Source organism: Telluria sp. RB2R28, assembly GCF_059685835.1.
The window spans coordinates 1,750,547-1,767,581 of the sequence record NZ_JCASIK010000001.1 but is presented as its reverse complement, the minus strand read 5'-3'; the positions used below and the strand labels follow the sequence as shown (position 1 = coordinate 1,767,581).

The following is a 17,035-nucleotide window of genomic DNA, read 5'->3' as shown; positions in this document are numbered from 1 at the left end:
GCCGGTGGCGACGCCCTTGACCGAGCCGTCTTCGTTGTACAGGATCTCAGCGGCCGGGAAGCCGGGGAAGATTTCCACGCCCAGCGCTTCGGCTTGCTGGCCCAGCCAGCGCACCACGTTGGCCAGCGAGATCACGTAGTTGCCATGATTGGCCAGTGCTGGCGGGATGGCAAACGCCGGCGTGGCGTACGACTTGGTTTCGCTCAGGAACAAGACGCGGTCTTCGGTCACGGCGGTATTGAGCGGCGCGCCTTTTTCTTTCCAGTCGGGGATCAGTTCGTTGATCGCGCGCGGATCCATTACCGCGCCGGACAGGATGTGTGCGCCCAGCTCGCCGCCTTTTTCCAGCACGCAGACTGTGACTTCCTGGCCTTTATCAAGCGCCAGCTGTTTCAGGCGGATCGCCGCCGACAGGCCGGCCGGGCCGCCGCCGACCACGACGACGTCGTATTCCATCGCTTCGCGCGGGCCGTATTGTTCGAGAAAGTTCGTTGTCTCTGTCATGGTTTTTTTGGGAAAGGAATGACGGTCATCAGAAAATAGCACGAGTGTGCGGGTTTTTGCTGTTCATTGCAATATCGCGGCCATTGTAAAGGCATTATTAGAAGGGACAATCGAATACCGGACATTTGTGGGATCATGGTGCTTTCGCAACTCGTGATCGTACTTACATCGGGGAGTCGGACGTGGGCATTGAAGTCAATTTTGAAGGAAAGATCGCCATGGTCACCGGCGCATCGAGCGGCCTGGGCGCCCGTTTCGCCAAGGCCCTGGCTGGTGCCGGCGCACAGGTCGTGCTGGCGTCGCGCCGCGTCGAGCGCCTCAAGGAGCTGCGCGCCGAGATCGAAGCCGACGGCGGCGCCGCACACGTGGTGCGGCTCGACGTGACCGATCTCGGGAGCATCAAGGCGGCTATTGCCCATGCCGAAACCGAGGCCGGGCCGATCGATATCCTGATCAACAACTCGTCCGTATCATCTACCCAGCGCCTGATCGACGTGGGCGAGGATGACTACACCTACATCATGGACACCAATTTGCGCGGCGCGTTCTTCGTGGCCCAGCAAACCGCCAAGCGCATGATCGCGCGCGCCAAGGGCGATCCGCGCAAGCAGCATCGCATCGTCAATATCGCCTCGGTGGCTGGCCTGCGCGTGCTGCCGCAGATCGGCGTGTACTGCATGAGCAAGGCCGGCGTGGTGCAGATGACCAAGGCAATGGCGGTGGAGTGGGGCAAGTACGGCATCAACGTCAATGCCATCTGCCCCGGCTACATTGCCACCGATGCGAACGAAGATTATTTCGAGACCGAGCAGGGCCGCAAACTTGTCGAGATGTTGCCGCGCAAGCGCGCCGGCCGGCCCGAAGACCTCGACGGCCTGCTGCTGCTGCTGGCCGCCGAAGAAGCCCACTTCATCAACGGCGCCATCATCACGGCCGACGACGGCATGATGGCGCACTAAACGCCAGGAACCACAGAATGAGTAGTGAGAACATCGCACCGATGCTGGTGCACACCATGCGCATGCCGATCCGCTGGGGCGATATGGACGCCATGGGGCACGTCAACAATACCAATTACTTCCGTTACATCGAGTCGGCCCGCATTGCCTGGCTCGAGCAGGTCGGTGGCCTGCCCGATTCGCGCGATGAAGGCCCCGTCATCGTCAACGCATCGATGAACTTCCTCAAGCAGCTGACCTATCCGGGCGAGATCGAGGTGCGTACCTTCGTCGCGCCGCCGGGGCGCTCGAGCATCGAGGTGTCCCACGAAATCCGTTTGCTGGACGCGAACGGCGCACCGGGCGAGCTGCACGCCAACGGGATGGCCAAGGTGGTGTGGGTCGATTTCAAGGTGGGCAAGTCGGCCCCGTTGCCGGCTGCGCTGCGCAGCGTATTCCCGGCTGCGTGACCGCCGTGGTCTGTTTCGACCGCAACCGCTTGAGACTGGAAGACATCGTCGCCATCGCGCGCGGCGCGGCGCGGCCGGTCCTCTCATCCGACCCGGCCTTTCGCGCTTTTATTCAGCGCGGCGCCGACTTCCTCGACCGACTCTTGCTTGAAGACGGTGCCATCTACGGCGTGACCACCGGCTACGGCGATTCGTGCACGGTGCCGGTACCGCTGGCGCTCGTGACCGAACTGCCGCACCACCTGTACACCTACCATGGCTGTGGCCTGGGCAGTTTTCTGAGCCCGGCCGAGACCCGCGCCGTGATGGCCGCGCGCCTGGCGTCGCTGGCGAAAGGATTTTCGGGCGTCAGCATCGACCTGCTCGAGCAGATCGTGCGGCTGTTCGACGCCGACCTGCTGCCGCTGATCCCCAGCGAAGGCTCGGTCGGCGCCAGTGGGGATCTGACGCCGCTGTCCTATCTCGCGGCGGTGCTGTGCGGCGAACGCGAAGTGTTGCGCGGGGGCGTGCAGATGCCCGCTGCCGATGCGCTGCGCGAGGCCGGCATCGCGCCGCTGCGCCTGCGGCCGAAGGAGGGCCTGGCGATCATGAATGGCACCGCCGTCATGACGGGCCTGGCGTGCCTGGCCTGGGACCGCGCTGACTACCTGACACGCCTTGCCACGCGCATCACGGCGATGGCCTCGTTCGCGCTGGATGGCAACGCCCATCACTTCGACGAAACGCTGTTCTCGGTCAAGCCGCATGCGGGCATGCAGGACGTGGCCGCCAGGCTGCGCGCCGATCTGGCCTATACCGGCCAGCAGGAGCGCAATGGCAAGCGCCTGCAAGACCGCTATTCGATTCGCTGCGCACCGCATGTGATCGGCGTGCTGGCCGACGCGTTGCCGTTCTTTCGCACCACCATCGAGAACGAACTCAATAGCGCCAACGATAATCCGGTCATCGATGCCGAGGGCGAGCGCGTGCTGCATGGCGGGCACTTCTACGGCGGCCATATCGCGTTCGCAATGGACAGCATGAAGAATGCCGTCGCCAATCTGGCCGACCTGCTCGACCGGCAGATGGCGATGCTGGTCGATCCACGCTACAACGCCGGGCTGCCCGCCAATCTGTCAGGCATGACGGGTGAGCGCGCTGCGATCAATCACGGCCTCAAGGCACTGCAGATCAGCGTGTCGGCCTGGACCGCCGAGGCGCTCAAGCTGACGATGCCGGCATCGGTCTTTTCGCGCTCGACCGAATGCCACAATCAGGACAAGGTCAGCATGGGCACGATTGCGGCGCGCGACTGCCTGCGCGTGCTGGAACTGACCGAGCAGGTGGCCGCAGCGCTCCTGATCGCCGTGCGTCAGGGTGTCTGGCTGCGCTGCCGGCTCGAGCCGGAACGCGCGTTGCCGGCGCCGCTGGCGCAGATGCTGGCGCAGTTGGGGCAGGACATTGCGCCGGTGCGTGAAGACCGGAGGCTTGATGGGGATTTGCGTCTGCTGCTGGAGCGCACGCGCGAACAGCACTGGCAGCTATACCGGTAATCGCGCGAAGGTGCATCGGGGCGCTGGTGACGCGTCAACCCGCACCCACCAGCTTGTGCACCAGCTCCACCGACGTCGATGCCGCAAACTTGCGCATCAGGCTGGCGCGGTGCATTTCGACCGTGCGCGGACTGAGGTCGGTTTCGCGTGCGATCACCTTGCTGGTCTTGCCCTCGACCAGCAGCGCGGCGATTTCGCGCTCGCGCGGCGTCAGTTGCGCCGTCACGGGCCGCTTCTCGCTCACATCCTCGAAGATCCAGACGCCCGCGCCCAGGGGCTCGAGCGGGGACAGCGCACGGCCCGTCACATGGCACCAGAACAGCTCGCCATTGGCGCGGCGCATGATGCGCTCGTCCGAGTAGCGCCCCTTGGCGTTCATGATCGGGATGATGCGGTCGCCCGTGCGCAAAAATTCGTCCATCGTCGGATACAGCACCGAGAACGACGAGCCGGTCAGGTGGCCGGCTGGATGGCCGAACATCGCCGCCAGCGCGCCATTGCAGGCCTCGATCACCCGGTCGCGCGAGATGCACATGCCCACTGGCGCATGCTGGAAAATCATCTCGTAGTCAATCGTGTGCGGCAGGTTCATGTGAGGCGGGTCAGGGCGTTGTTCGTTGGCGTGCAGGTGGCGCGGCATGGCGGTAGTTCTACGGTATTGTGGACGGGCTGCCGGTATTCTATGCTGAGACGGGTTCTCAAACTTATAAAAGGGACAGGTATGAATAAAGTGTATCCAGACGCGCGCTCGGCACTTGAAGGCGTCGTGCAGGACGGCCAGACCATCGCCGTGGGCGGGTTTGGCCTGTGCGGTATTCCGGAAGCCCTGATCGCGGCATTGCGCGACTCGGGTGTCAAGCAACTCACCGCCATCTCCAACAACGCCGGCGTCGATGGTTTCGGCCTGGGCCAGTTGCTCGAGACACGCCAGATCAAGAAAATGATCGCGTCGTACGTCGGCGAAAACAAGGAATTCGCGCGCCAGTTCCTGGCCGGCGAACTCGAACTCGAATTCACGCCGCAAGGCACGCTGGCCGAGAAGCTGCGCGCTGGCGGCGCTGGCATCCCGGCCTTCTTCACCAAGACCGGCTACGGCACCATCGTCGCCGAGGGCAAGGAAACGCGCGAATTCAACGGCGAGCATTACGTGATGGAGCATGCGCTGTTCCCCGATGTGTCGCTGGTCAAGGCCTATATGGCCGACCGCTCGGGCAACCTCGTGTTTCGCAAGACGGCCCGCAACTTCAACCCCAATGTGGCCACGGCCGGCAAGATCTGCATCGTCGAAGTCGAAAAGCTGGTCGAGGTTGGCGAGATCGATCCCGACCACGTGCACACCCCGGGCATCTTCGTGCACCGCATCGTCCACAACCCGTCGCCGGAGAAGCGCATCGAGCAGCGCACCGTGCGCACCGCGAGCAACTAAGCTTTAACCGACGACAGAAACGGAGACAACAACATGGCATGGACTCGTGATGAAATGGCCGCGCGTGCGGCGCTGGAGCTGCAAGACGGCTTCTATGTGAACCTGGGCATTGGCTTGCCAACCCTGGTGGCAAACTATGTACCGAAAGATATCGAGGTGTCGCTGCAGTCCGAAAACGGCCTGCTCGGCATCGGCCCGTTCCCGACGGAGGATGCGGTCGACGCCGACCTGATCAACGCCGGCAAGCAGACCGTGACGGCGCTGCCGGGTTCGGCCTACTTCAGCTCGGCCGATTCGTTCGGCATGATCCGCGGCGGCAAAATCAACCTGGCGATCCTGGGCGCGATGCAGGTGTCGGAAGAAGGCGACCTGGCCAACTGGATGATTCCGGGGAAAATGGTCAAGGGGATGGGCGGTGCGATGGACCTGGTGGCCGGCGTCAAGCGCGTGGTCGTGGTGATGGAGCACGTTGCCACTGCCAAGGATGGTTCTACCAGCCACAAGCTGCTAAAGAAATGCGATCTGCCGTTGACCGGAGTCGGCGTGGTCGACCGTATCATCACCGACATGGGCGTGATGGATGTGACGGCCAGCGGCTTGAAGCTGGTCGAGCTGGCGCCGGGCGTCAGTGTGGATGAGATTGTTGCAGCGACCGGCTGCGAACTGGACGTATCGTCCGTCCAGCACGCGTAGCCGTCGCTGGCGGGGACGCTGGCATTCCGGCGAATGCCGTCGCCGAACCGCTGGCGGGATGCTGGCATTCCGGCGAAGGCCGTCGCCAAACGTAGGGTGGGCGGCTGTGCCGCCCGCGCGTTCAAGCGGCATTGCGGCGCGGCGCGGCGACGTACGTTGAACGCGTGGACGGGAGACCCGTCCACCCTACAATGCCTCACCAACCGGCATGATTGACATCCCTGCCAACGCGATCAGCTCGTCGTCCACACGTACTTCACTTCGGTCCACTGTTCCTTCGGTGCGCCATTCACCGTGCCCGGCTGGAAGCTGCATTTGGCAATCGCGGCGCGCGCCGCCTCGTCGAGCGACCCATTGCCGCTGGTCTGGCGCACAACGGCTTCGCGCACCTTGCCATCTGCCTTCACCAGCATTCCCAGCGTCACCGTGCCCTCGACCTTGGCCGCCAGCGCATCGGCCGGATACACAGGCTTGGCGCAAGAATTGAATTTCGCAATTGGCGACGTCGTGTCGTTGTCGGGCATCGCGGCAAACGGATTGACCGGCGCCGTGCTCGTGCAGCCGGCCAGGGCGGCCAAAGCCAGGCCGAGCACCGGAAGCGCGGCTTTCCAGTTCAGCGCCTGCGTGTCGGGACGAACGAGTTGTTTGATGCGTTGCATGAGATTGCCTCCATTGGCCGCCTGGGCCAGATGCTGGGTTGAGAACTGGATTCGCTCCAGTTCGGATAGCGCAAGAGCCAGGCGCCGCGGTTCGCCCAGTTGTCTTGCTGCGATGGTGTCGGCAACCAGTTCCCGTTCGGCGCGGATGCGTCCCGAGATCCACCAGATTGCCGGGTGATAAAACAGCAGTGCCTCGACCACGTTCTGCAGCAGGTTGACGAGGTAATCGTGACGCCGGATATGGGCCAGTTCGTGCGCCAGCAGCGCTTCGAGCAAGTGGGGTGGCATGCCGGACACGAGCGATGCTGGCACCAGCACCACCGGCCGCCACCAGCCGAACGTGACCGGGCTGGCCAGTCCCGCGACGATGCGCAGTCGCACCAATCGCGCAACACCGGCGGCCTGCGCCATCCGGTCGAGCCGGGCTTGCCAGACTGGATCGCACGTCTCGACCGTCGCAGCGCGGTGCAGCCACAGCAAACCGGCAATCATCCGCAGTGCGAGCACCACCGCGCAGACGCCCCACGTACTGACGACCCAGCCCAGGCTGCGCTCGAACACGGCGCGCCAGCTCTCGTCGAGCGGACTGGCCAGCAGGCCGCTGGCGAAAGTCGCCATCGGCTGGGCCGCCAGATCCTGGGTGCCAGCCAGGCGCGCCGCCAGTTCGGCGGCGGGCCAGAGCAGGCACAGCAACAGCCCGGCGCAGGCGACCGCATACCGGTGCTCGGCGCGCGCATTGCGCAGCAGGCTCATGGCCAGCGCCACGGCGCAGCCGATCAGGGCGCCTTGCCAGATGAATTCGACGAGCGTCCAGCCAATGCTGGCGACCAGGTGGGCGGCGGTCATTGGCTGTCCCCGTCCTTGAGCAGTTGCTCGATCTCGGCCCGTTCCTTTTTCGAGATGCCGCTCTTGAGCGCCGCCAGCACCAGCGCCTTGGCCGAGCCGGCAAAGGCCCGTTGCATCAGGTCATTGAGCAGATTGCCCTGCAGCGCATCGCGTGCGTGAAGCGGGCTGTAGACGTGCGAGCGTTCGCTCTCGTCGCGGCCCAGCAAGCCCTTGGCGTGCATGACCTGCATCAGTCGCAGCACCGTCGCGTAGGTCACGTCGGGCCGCTGCAGCAGCATCGCTTCATGGACCTGCTTGGCGGTGGCGGCGCCCAGCGGCCACAGCACTTGTAGCAGGTCGAGCTCGGCAGGCGTGGGCTTGGGCGCGTCGGGGGCGTGCGGCATGACATCCTCGGATAGGCAAGATGACTCTAGATTATCTTGTCTAGATCGGATTGTCTACGGAGATTTGCGCAGTCACACCGCAGGCAGCTTCATTGATGGTCAATGCTGACCGCCAAAAAAAAGCCGCACCCCGGAGGGTGCGGCTTCTTGTCCCGGCACAACGACGTTGTTACGCCGCTTCGCGTACGGCCTTCATCGTGGTCTGATCTTCGACGATCACGCGGCCATGCAGGACATCGTCCATGCGCTTGACGTCGAGTTCATTTTCCCATTTCGACACGACGACCGTGGCCACACCGTTGCCGATGAAGTTGGTCAGCGCGCGCGCTTCGCTCATGAAGCGGTCGATGCCCAGGATCAGCGCCATGCCGGCCACCGGAATCGTCGGCACCACGGCCAGCGTTGCGGCCAGCGTGATGAAGCCGGCGCCGGTGATGCCCGATGCGCCTTTCGAGGTCAGCATCGCCACCAGCAGGATGGTCAGTTCCTGGGTCAGCGTCAGGTCGGTGTTGGTCGCTTGCGCCACGAACAGGGCTGCCATCGTCATGTAGATATTGGTGCCGTCCAGATTGAACGAGTAACCGGTTGGCACGACCAGGCCGACGACCGGCTTGGCGCAGCCCAGGCTTTCCAGCTTGCGCATCAGGCTTGGCAGCGCGCTTTCCGACGACGAGGTGCCCAGCACGATCAGCAATTCTTCCTTGATATAGCGGATGAACTTGAAGATCGAAAAGCCGGTGAAGCGGGCGATCAGGCCAAGCACGATGAAGATGAACAGGGCGCAGGTCAGGTAGAACGAGCCCATCAGCTTGGCCAGCGGCAGCAGCGACGCGATGCCGTACTTGCCGATCGTGAACGCCATCGCGCCGAATGCGCCCAGTGGCGCGACCTTCATGATGATGTTGACGATGCCAAAGATCACGTGCGAGATGTCATCGATGAACTTGGTCACCGGACGGCCGCGCTCGCCCATCATCGACAGTGCGAAACCGAACAGGATTGCCACCAGCAGCACTTGCAGGATGTTACCCGTAGCAAACGCATCCACGAACGTCGTCGGGATGATGTGCATGATGAACTCGGTCGTGGTCTGGGCATGCGCATTGGTCGTGTATTGCGCAATCGAGCTTGAATCGAGCGTGGCCGGATCGACATTGAAGCCGGCGCCCGGCTTGGCGACGTTGGCCACGATCAGGCCGATGGCCAGGGCGAAGGTCGAGACGACCTCGAAGTACAGCAGTGCCTTGCCGCCGACGCGGCCGATCTTCTTCATGTCCTGCATGCCGGCGATACCGGCGACGACGGTACAGAAGATCACGGGGGCGATGATCATCTTGATCAGTTTGATGAAGCCGTCTCCCAGTGGCTTCATTGCGGTGCCTACCTCTGGGTAAAATACGCCCAGCAACACGCCAAGAACAATGGCGAACAATACCTGGACGTACAGGATTTTATAAAACGGCTTCTTCATGGCAACTCTTCAACGAGGTTGGTAGTAATGCCATGGTGGAGCATTCAAGCGGTGCGGGCTATTGTGGAAATCCGCATGCTGCACTGCAGCAGTGCAGCGTGGAAATTTTCGCACTGGCAGTGTGCACGGCCGGACCGAAGGCCCGGCCGCGAGGGGCGAATTGTTACTGGGCAGCCCAGCCGCCGTCCATATTCCAGGCCACGCCGCGCACCTGGTTTGCCGCCGGGCTGCAGAAGAACACGGCCAGTGCGCCCAATTCATCGGGCGTAACGAATTCGCCGGATGGCTGTTTTTCGAGCAGCAGCGCCTTGCGCGCGGCGTCGTTGTCGAGTCCTTCGCGCGCGGCGCGGTCATCCACCTGCTTCTGGACGAGCGGCGTGAGCACGAAGCCGGGGCAGATCGCATTGCACGTCACGCCCGTCTGCGCCGTTTCCAGCGCGGTGACCTTGGTCAGACCGACCAGCCCGTGCTTGGCCGCGACATACGCCGACTTCTGGCTCGAACCCACCAGGCCATGGACCGAGGCCAGATTGATGATGCGCCCCCAGTTCTTTTGCTTCATGTCGGGCAGTGCCAGGCGCGTCGTGTGGAACGCCGAGCTCAGGTTGATGGCGATGATCGCGTCCCAGCGTTCGGCCGGAAAATCTTCGAGCGCCGCCACGTGCTGGATGCCGGCGTTGTTGACCAGGATGTCGACGCCGCCGAATTTGTCGCTGGCATATTGCATCAGCGCCGCGATCTCGTCGGGCTTGGACATGTCGGCATTGTGGTACGCCGTTTGCACACCGAATTCGGCGCCGATATCGGTGTAGAGTTTTTCGATTTGCTGCGCGTCGCCGAAGCCGTTGAACACGATATTGGCCCCCTGTTCGGCAAGCGAGCGTGCGATGCCCAGGCCGATGCCCGAGGTCGATCCGGTGACGAGAGCCGTTTTACCGTTTAGCATGGTCGATGTCATTGTGTCCTCATTGGTAAATGCCCGTTGGCGAGCGTATGGGGGGAACTCCCTCAGAATTGGTAGAATTCTAACCGTAACGCCTCCCGCGCGCGAAAGCAGCCAGGCGCCTTTCATGATTTTCTTATTCCGGAGTCGCGATGTCCGAGCCCAGATTCAAGAGCGTCCAGTGCATGTCGCCTGCCGGTTTGCACCGCGTCGCCTACAAGGAATGGGGCGCGGCGGACAATCCGAAGGTGCTCGTGTGCGTGCACGGCGTGACCCGCGTCGGGGATGATTTCGACCACATGGCGCGCGCGCTGTGCGACACCTGGCGCGTCGTGTGCCCGGATATCGTCGGGCGCGGCCGGTCCGACCGGCTGCGCGATCCGGCTGGCTACCAGGTGTCGCAGTACGTTGCCGACATGGTCACGCTGATTGCCCGCGTGACTGCCGGTTCCGACAATGAAGACGTCGCCTGGTTCGGCACCTCGATGGGAGGCCTGATCGGCATGACGCTGGCGGCACTGGAAAACTCGCCGGTCTCGCGGCTCGTGATCAACGATATCGGCCCGGCACTGGGCGGTGAAGCGCTGCAGCGCATCGGCGAGTACATCGGCCAGGACGTGCGCTTTCCGAGCTTTGCCGCGGGCGCGGAGTACATCAAGGCCGTCTCGGCCACATTCGGGCCGCACGCCGACGACGAGTGGCACAAGCTGGCCAGCGATGTGCTGCGCCAGGACGCCGACGGCCAGTGGCGGCGTCACTACGACCTGAACCTGGCGCAGCCGTTTCGCAGCATGACGGTGGAACGCGCAGCCGAGGACGAAGCGGCATTGTGGGCGGCCTGGGATGCCATCACGTGCCCCACGCTGCTGGTGCGTGGCGAACAGTCCGATCTGCTCTCGCGCGCCACGGCGCAGCAGATGACGACACGCGGGCCGCATGCGCGCCTGGTCGAAATCCCCGGCGTCGGCCATGCGCCGACGTTCGTGCATGCCGACCAGATTGCCATTGCCCGCGATTTTTTAACCGGCACGGGATCATGACGATCCGGCCTGAATCTACCTTTATCGAACAGAAAGACATCATGGAAATCAAACGACTGCACGTAGGCAAACGACTGTCCGAAGTCGCGATCCACAACGAGACCGTGTACCTGGCCGGCCAGATCGCCGAGGACACCACCCAGGGCATCGATGGCCAGATGCGCGAAGTGCTGGGCCACGTCGACCGTTTGCTGGGCGAAGCCGGCAGCGACAAATCGTGCATCCTGTCCTGCAATATCTTCATCTCGGACATGGACAACTTCCCTGGCATGAACGACGTCTGGGACGAGTGGGTCGCCCAGGGCCACACGCCACCGCGCGCCACCGTTGAAGCGAAGCTGGCCAACCCGGCCTGCCTGGTCGAGGTGTGCGTCATCGCCGCGCTGCGCTGAGCGCATGGTCTCCACCGCACTGTTAGGAGATACCAAGACCGGCCTGGTACAGGGGCTGAGCCCTGAGGACTGCGTGCGCGTGCACGCTGCGCTCGACTACGCATTCGGCGCCTACGGCACGCGTCTGGCCGGCTCGGGCCAGAGTGCGTTCGAATTCTCGCTCGGCGCTGCCGGCACGCTGGCATACCTGAATACCGATGCCGAAACCCGCATCGCCGGCCTGGTGTTCGAGCTGGCGCTGATGGACCCGGCCGTGTTCACCGACCTCGAGGAGCGCTTCGGCGCCGGCGTCGTCGCGCTCGTGCAGGGCGTGCATCAATTGATCCGCCTGCGCGACCTGACCGCCGGCGGCGCCCCCGTGGGCAGTGGCAAGAACGCGGCCCAGCAGGCGGCGGCGCAAAACGAGACGCTGCGCAAGATGCTGCTGGCGATGGCCACCGACATGCGCGTGGTGCTGATGCGCCTGGCCTCGTGCGCGGCCACGCTGCGCCACTTCGCCGAACACAAACGGTTTGACGACGTCACGCGCGCCTACGGGCGCGAGGTGCTGGACTTCTATGCGCCGCTGGCCAACCGCCTCGGCATCTGGCAACTGAAGTGGGAACTCGAAGACCTCGCGTTTCGCTTCATCGAGCCCGATACCTACAAGCGCATCGCCAAGATGCTCGAAGAAAAGCGCATGTCGCGCGAGAGCTTTGTCGCCTCGTCGATCGAGCGCCTGCAGCGCGAGCTGGCGTCGGCGTCGATTCCGGCCGATGTGTCGGGCCGGCCGAAGCACATCTACAGCATCTGGAGCAAGATGCGCGGCAAGGAGCTCGATTTTACCGAGCTGTATGACGTGCGCGCGTTTCGCGTGATCGTCCCCGACATCAAGACCTGCTACACGGTGCTGGGCGTGATCCACAATATCTGGACGCCGGTGCCGAAGGAATTCGACGACTATATTTCGCGCCCGAAGCCCAACGGCTACCGCTCGCTGCACACGGTGGTCATGGCCGAAGACGGCCGGCCGCTCGAAGTGCAGATCCGCACGCAGGAAATGCACAACTTTGCCGAATACGGCATCGCCGCGCACTGGCGCTATAAAGAAGAAGGGGGCTCGAACTTCAAGAGCCAGCAATACGACGAAAAGATCGCCTGGCTGCGCCAGCTGCTGGCCTGGAAGACCGACGTGTCCGATGCGGTCTCGGGCCAGGAAGAACTGCAGCGCGAATGGGTCGAAAAGCTCAAGGCCACGACGCTCGACGACCGCATCTTCGTGCTGACGCCGCAGGCGCGGGTGCTCGAACTGCCGGTGGGCGCCACGCCGATCGACTTCGCGTACCACCTGCACAGCGATGTCGGCCACCGCTGCCGCGGCGCGCGCATCGATGGCGTGATGGTGCCGCTCAATACGCAGCTGAAGAACGGCCAGACCTGCGAAATCATCACGGCCAAAGGTTCGAGCGGCAATCAGGGGCCGTCGCGCGACTGGCTCAGTCCCGGCTACGCGGTCAGCAGCCGCACGCGCTCGAAGATCCGCGCCTGGTTCCACGCGCTGGACCAGGCCGAAACGCTGGCCCATGGCCGCGCGCTCGTCGAAAAGTCGCTCCAGCGCGAAGGCAAGACGGCCGTCAACCTGGAACTGCTCGCGCAGAAGCTGGGCTTTGCCAAGGTCGACGAACTGTTCATCGAAGTGGGCAAGGACAAATTCAGCCTGCGCCACGTCGAAGCGGCGCTGCACGATGGCGACGAACCCCCACCGGTCGAGGAACCGAAGTTCGACAACAAGAGCCGTGCTTCGAGCGTGGAGCAGGGCGCCAAGTCGGGCGTGCTGGTGCTGGGCACCGAGGGGCTGATGACGCTGCTCGCCAAGTGCTGCAAGCCGGCGCCGCCCGATCCGATCATCGGCTTCGTCACGCGCGGCAAGGGCGTCTCGATCCACCGGCTGACGTGCAAGAACTTCTCGGAGATGCAGGCCAAGTCGCCGGAACGCGTCATCCAGACCGAATGGGGTTCAGCGGGCAACGAAACCGTTTATCCGATCGACCTGTTCATCCTGGCGCAGGACCGGCAAGGGCTGCTGCGCGATATCTCCGAAGTCTTCTCGCGCGAGAAGATCAATGTGATCGGGGTGAACACGCAAAGCGCCAAGGGCCAGGCGCGCATGATCTTCACGGCCGAAATCGGATCGACGGCGCAGGCGCAGAAGGCGCTGGCGGCGATCATGGAGGTCGGCGGCGTGATGGAGGCGAAGCGGCAGTAGCGTCATGCCCGGTGCGCGGCGGCGTGACGTAATCATTTGTCACCGACCCGCGCAGCCTGTCGCAACCGCAGTATCATTCAGCCCATGCCGCGCTCGCTTCCTTCCACCGCCCATCCCGAACTCTGGTTCGCGCACGCCAGACGCTACCTGCGCAGCTGGTGGTACATGATTCACCTGGGCGCAATCGCCATCGTGCTCGCGTTCTCGCCGTCCACCTGGCAGCGCGAACGCTTCCACGCCACCGCGCGCCACATCCACGCCAGCACCTGGCAGGTGCTGCCCTGGTTCACGCTGGCCGCGTGCCTGGTGAGCCTCGTCATCATCCGCATCGTGCTGGTCACGGCCAAGAGCTACGGCTTGTCGGGCTTCGCGCTCGAGATGGTGGTGCGGGTACTGGTGCTCGAACTGATTCCGCTGTGCGCGGCGCTGTTCGTCGCGCTGCGCGCCAGCATGGCGTTCGACGCGTCGGCGCTGGGCTTGGCCCGTCGCGCGCTGCCTGCGAGTGGCGCCAGCGACGACGCCTTGCGCCGCATGCGCCGCGACCTGGTGCCGCAGTTGATCGCCAATGCGGTGGCGGTGCTGACGCTGGCGCTGGTCACGTCCATCGTCGTGCTGCTGCTGGCCTACCTGAACGTGTACGGCGTTTCGCCGTGGGGCCTGGGCGACTATACCCGCACGGTGGGGCGCGTGTTCGCGCCAACCGTCACGGCCGGCTTCGTGCTCAAGACGGTGCTGTTCGGCCTTGCCGTGGCGCTGATTCCGACGGCGGCCATCCTCGAATTGCAGCGCTACCCGCGCCGTCTGGTCTCGACCGTGCAGCCGGGCGCACTGCGCCTCTTGTTCGTGCTGATCGTGATCGAAGCGGCCTCGCTTGCACTGAAATACATCTGATTGACAGGACCCACATTGACATGACGGACCAGATTCCCGATAGCGCGCTTCCCGATGAACCGAAGCACGTTGAAACCAAGGCCGTGATCCTCCTCGTTTTTCTGGGGTTGATGATTTGCGGCTTCGTGTTCTACGTGATGTACGCACGCGGCGTGTTCGAGCCGACCCAGCGCCTGACGCTCGTGGCCGACGATTCGACCGGCGTCATTCCCGGCATGGACATGACCTTTGCCGGCTTTCCGATCGGGCGCGTGCGCCAGGTCGAGCTGGCCGATACCGGCAAGGTGAATATCCTGGTCGACGTCCAGAGCAAGGACGCCAAGTGGCTGCGCACCTCGAGCGTCTTCACGCTGGAGTCGAGCATTGTCGGTGAAACGCGCCTGCGCGCCTACACGGGCGTGCTGACCGATGCGCCGCTGCCGGCGGGCTCGACCCGCACCGTGCTGCGCGGCGACGCCACCGCGGAAATTCCGCGCATCGTGGCCACGGCGCGCGGGCTGCTGGAAAACCTGGAAACGATGACGTCGTCCGGCTCGGACGTGAACACCAGCCTGTCGAACCTGTCAGCCGTGACGGGCCGCATGTCCGGGCGCTACGGCGTGCTCGGTGGCGCGCTCGGTGGCGACGAAGAAGCGAAGAAGCTGATGGAAGCGCTCGACCGCGTCAACCTGATCCTGGTCAAGGCCGACCAGCGCGTGTTCGGCCAGGCCGGGGTGATGGATGATGCCCAGGCGGCCGTGCGCCAGCTGGATGTCGTGCTCAAGGACGCGAGCGCCACACTCAAGAAAGTCGATGCGGTGCTGGTCGAAGCGCAGGCTGTTGGCGCCAACACGCGCGAAGCGACCGAAGACCTGAGCGCGCTGCGCGGCGATGTCGACGCTAGCCTGCGCAAGGTGAATCGCCTGGTCGAGGAAATCAACCGCAAGTGGCCGTTCGCACGCACCAATCCGGAGATCAAGCTGCCATGAAGACCATTCCATTGTTGATCGCCGCCTTGCTGGCCGGCTGCGCAAGCAAGCCGCTGCCGCCCGACTGGCAGGCAAATGCCAAGGGCGCGCTCGACGCGTCCGTTGACGATTACCTGAAAGGCCACACGGCCGCATCGAATGCCGAGTTCCGCGAAGCGCGTGCCGAGACCACTGCCACTGGCCGCCTTGATCATGTAGCCCAGGTCGAGCTGGTGCGCTGCGCGGCACAGGTGGCCAGTCTCGTGTTCGAGGATTGTCCGGGCTATGCGGCGCTGGCGACTGATGCGACACCGGCGCAGCGTGCCTACGCCGCGTATCTGGCAGGGCAGTGGGATGGACTGGATGTGGCGCTGCTGCCCGAGCAGCATCGGGCTGTCGTTGGTGGTGGGGCGCTGGACAACATCGCCGATCCGCTGGCAAGACTAGTGGCGGCTGGCGCGCAGTTCAAGGCGAGCCGCATCGCGCCGGCGGGGATTGCGCTGGCCGTCTATACCGCGTCGACCCAAGGCTGGCGCCGGCCGCTGCTGGCGTGGCTGGGCGTGCAGGCGCAGCGTGCCGAAGCGGCGGGAGACACGGCCGCGCAGGCAGCGATCGAGCGGCGCCGCAAGCTGGCCGGCGGCCAGTAACGCTTAACCCGTCAGCGCAGCGCCCACGGCAGCGTGTTGTGAATGGTTGTTGCGGCAATCGCTGCCTGGCCGGTTGCCACCGTGATCTGATTCAGCCCGCGCGTGACGTCGCCGATCGCGTACAGCCCGGGCACGGCCGTGCGGCAATGGTCGTCCACCGTCAGCGTATCGCATTCAACCGTTTCGGCGCCCAGGTTGGCCGCCAGGGCAGAGCGCGCATTTTCACCCAGCATCGGGTAGAACACATCGCATTCGTAGGATTGCCCGTCGCGCGTGTGTAGCACGGGTTTCAGGTCGTCGGTCAGCGTGACGCCAGCCAGCGGTGACGCAATGTGCTGCACGTTCGCCGCCTGCAACTGCGCATGCTGGTCGGCGTCGACCACCGACTCGTCGGCACGCTCGAACAGCAGCACGTCGCGGCTGAAGCTGCGCATGAAGAGGGCGTGGCCGACCGGGTTGACTTCGGCCGTGGCCACGGCGATGCGCTTGTCGATCACGTCGTAGCCGTCGCACACGGGGCACAGGCGCACCGCGCCGCTGGCCACGGCCTCATCCCAGCGTTCGACCGGCATGCCGACGTCGGCCACGCCGGTGGCCAGCAAGACCGTATAGGCGCGCATTTCGGTGACGCCGCCGTCCGGGCTCGTGCAGTCGGCGATGAACAGGCCGTCGTCGATGCGCAGGTTGCTGATTTCGCCGGGAATCACGTGGCCGCCGTACTTGCCGAGCTGGCAGCGCAACTGGTCGAGCAGAAGCTTGCCATTGATCCCGTCCGGGAAGCCGGGATAGTTGTGCGAGACGGGGATCCAGGCCAGGCGGCTGTTGCCCTTGTCGACCAGGGCGACATTGCGGGTAAAGCGGCGCAGGTAGATGGCAGCGGTCAGGCCACCTGGCCCGCCGCCGATGATAAGGGTGTCAAATACGTTCGGTGTAAGGTCCATCGCAGCATTATGTCGCCGATTGCCTTACCGGGCTATCGGCGCACGCGCTCGCATCTAGTGGGCCTGT

The 17,035-nt window shown here is 64.2% G+C and carries 18 protein-coding genes; 11 read left to right on the top strand and 7 right to left on the bottom strand.

Annotation, left to right across the window (positions count from 1 at the left end; all coding sequences use genetic code 11):
* On the bottom strand, positions 1-504 hold a 504-nt coding region (locus AC56LV_RS07655), incomplete at its 3' end, for an NAD(P)/FAD-dependent oxidoreductase (RefSeq protein ID WP_499556754.1).
* A gap of 182 nt (positions 505-686) precedes the next feature.
* On the opposite strand from AC56LV_RS07655, the gene AC56LV_RS07650 reads away from it, so the two are divergent.
* The 3 genes from AC56LV_RS07650 to AC56LV_RS07640 are packed head-to-tail and all read left to right on the top strand — an operon-like array spanning position 687 to position 3,444.
* Positions 687-1,463, top strand: a complete 777-nt coding sequence (locus AC56LV_RS07650) for an SDR family oxidoreductase (protein WP_183553104.1) — start codon at positions 687-689, stop codon at positions 1,461-1,463.
* Between the two features lie 17 nt (positions 1,464-1,480).
* Complete coding sequence (locus AC56LV_RS07645) at positions 1,481-1,912, top strand: acyl-CoA thioesterase (RefSeq protein WP_499556753.1); 432 nt, start codon at positions 1,481-1,483, stop codon at positions 1,910-1,912.
* Positions 1,909-3,444: an HAL/PAL/TAL family ammonia-lyase gene (locus AC56LV_RS07640; RefSeq protein ID WP_499556792.1), complete on the top strand. Its 1,536-nt coding sequence runs from the start codon at positions 1,909-1,911 to the stop codon at positions 3,442-3,444. Before AC56LV_RS07645 ends, AC56LV_RS07640 begins: the two co-directional genes overlap by 4 nt.
* Before the next feature lie 34 nt (positions 3,445-3,478).
* Here AC56LV_RS07640 and AC56LV_RS07635 read toward each other — a convergent pair whose 3' ends face one another.
* Positions 3,479-4,036, bottom strand: coding sequence for a LuxR C-terminal-related transcriptional regulator (locus tag AC56LV_RS07635; RefSeq protein ID WP_499456768.1), 558 nt, complete (start codon positions 4,034-4,036; stop codon positions 3,479-3,481).
* A gap of 129 nt (positions 4,037-4,165) precedes the next feature.
* Between AC56LV_RS07635 and AC56LV_RS07630 the strand changes: the two genes are divergently transcribed.
* Both AC56LV_RS07630 and AC56LV_RS07625 read left to right on the top strand, forming a co-directional pair.
* Positions 4,166-4,870, top strand: coding sequence for a CoA transferase subunit A (locus tag AC56LV_RS07630; RefSeq protein WP_499556752.1), 705 nt, complete (start codon positions 4,166-4,168; stop codon positions 4,868-4,870).
* A 33-nt stretch (positions 4,871-4,903) separates the two neighbouring features.
* Complete coding sequence (locus AC56LV_RS07625; RefSeq protein ID WP_499556751.1) at positions 4,904-5,563, top strand: 3-oxoacid CoA-transferase subunit B; 660 nt, start codon at positions 4,904-4,906, stop codon at positions 5,561-5,563.
* A gap of 233 nt (positions 5,564-5,796) precedes the next feature.
* Here the strand turns inward: AC56LV_RS07625 and AC56LV_RS07620 are convergent, their stop codons facing one another.
* The 4 genes from AC56LV_RS07620 to AC56LV_RS07605 form a co-directional block, all read right to left on the bottom strand.
* Positions 5,797-7,068: a M56 family metallopeptidase gene (locus tag AC56LV_RS07620; RefSeq protein WP_499556750.1), complete on the bottom strand. Its 1,272-nt coding sequence runs from the start codon at positions 7,066-7,068 to the stop codon at positions 5,797-5,799.
* Entirely contained in the window at positions 7,065-7,451 is a 387-nt protein-coding gene (locus AC56LV_RS07615; protein ID WP_499556749.1) for a BlaI/MecI/CopY family transcriptional regulator, read from the bottom strand. The genes AC56LV_RS07620 and AC56LV_RS07615 overlap by 4 nt, the downstream gene beginning before the upstream one ends.
* Before the next feature lie 169 nt (positions 7,452-7,620).
* Positions 7,621-8,922, bottom strand: coding sequence for a dicarboxylate/amino acid:cation symporter (locus tag AC56LV_RS07610; RefSeq protein ID WP_499556748.1), 1,302 nt, complete (start codon positions 8,920-8,922; stop codon positions 7,621-7,623).
* A gap of 163 nt (positions 8,923-9,085) precedes the next feature.
* The gene (locus AC56LV_RS07605) at positions 9,086-9,868 is read right to left on the bottom strand and encodes a 3-hydroxybutyrate dehydrogenase (protein ID WP_499556747.1); all 783 of its coding nucleotides are present in this window, start codon (positions 9,866-9,868) and stop codon (positions 9,086-9,088) included.
* A 149-nt stretch (positions 9,869-10,017) separates the two neighbouring features.
* Between AC56LV_RS07605 and AC56LV_RS07600 the strand changes: the two genes are divergently transcribed.
* From AC56LV_RS07600 to AC56LV_RS07575, 6 genes are all read left to right on the top strand, one after another.
* The gene (locus tag AC56LV_RS07600; protein WP_499556746.1) at positions 10,018-10,905 is read left to right on the top strand and encodes an alpha/beta fold hydrolase; all 888 of its coding nucleotides are present in this window, start codon (positions 10,018-10,020) and stop codon (positions 10,903-10,905) included.
* A 41-nt stretch (positions 10,906-10,946) separates the two neighbouring features.
* On the top strand, positions 10,947-11,297 hold the full coding sequence (locus AC56LV_RS07595) for a RidA family protein (RefSeq protein WP_183553092.1): 351 nt from the start codon (positions 10,947-10,949) through the stop codon (positions 11,295-11,297).
* A 4-nt stretch (positions 11,298-11,301) separates the two neighbouring features.
* A complete protein-coding gene (locus AC56LV_RS07590) occupies positions 11,302-13,542 on the top strand; it encodes a RelA/SpoT family protein (protein ID WP_499556745.1) in 2,241 nt (746 codons plus the stop codon).
* A gap of 84 nt (positions 13,543-13,626) precedes the next feature.
* Positions 13,627-14,433, top strand: coding sequence for an MlaE family ABC transporter permease (locus AC56LV_RS07585; protein WP_499502767.1), 807 nt, complete (start codon positions 13,627-13,629; stop codon positions 14,431-14,433).
* Between the two features lie 20 nt (positions 14,434-14,453).
* On the top strand, positions 14,454-15,401 hold the full coding sequence (locus AC56LV_RS07580; RefSeq protein WP_499556744.1) for an MlaD family protein: 948 nt from the start codon (positions 14,454-14,456) through the stop codon (positions 15,399-15,401).
* Positions 15,398-16,027, top strand: a complete 630-nt coding sequence (locus tag AC56LV_RS07575) for a hypothetical protein (protein WP_499556743.1) — start codon at positions 15,398-15,400, stop codon at positions 16,025-16,027. The genes AC56LV_RS07580 and AC56LV_RS07575 overlap by 4 nt, the downstream gene beginning before the upstream one ends.
* An 11-nt stretch (positions 16,028-16,038) precedes the next feature.
* On the opposite strand, the gene AC56LV_RS07570 is transcribed toward AC56LV_RS07575, so the two are convergent.
* Positions 16,039-16,968 carry an NAD(P)/FAD-dependent oxidoreductase gene (locus AC56LV_RS07570; protein ID WP_499556742.1) on the bottom strand — a complete coding sequence of 310 codons (930 nt, stop codon included), beginning with the start codon at positions 16,966-16,968 and terminating at the stop codon, positions 16,039-16,041.
* Between the last annotated feature and the right edge of the window lie 67 nt (positions 16,969-17,035).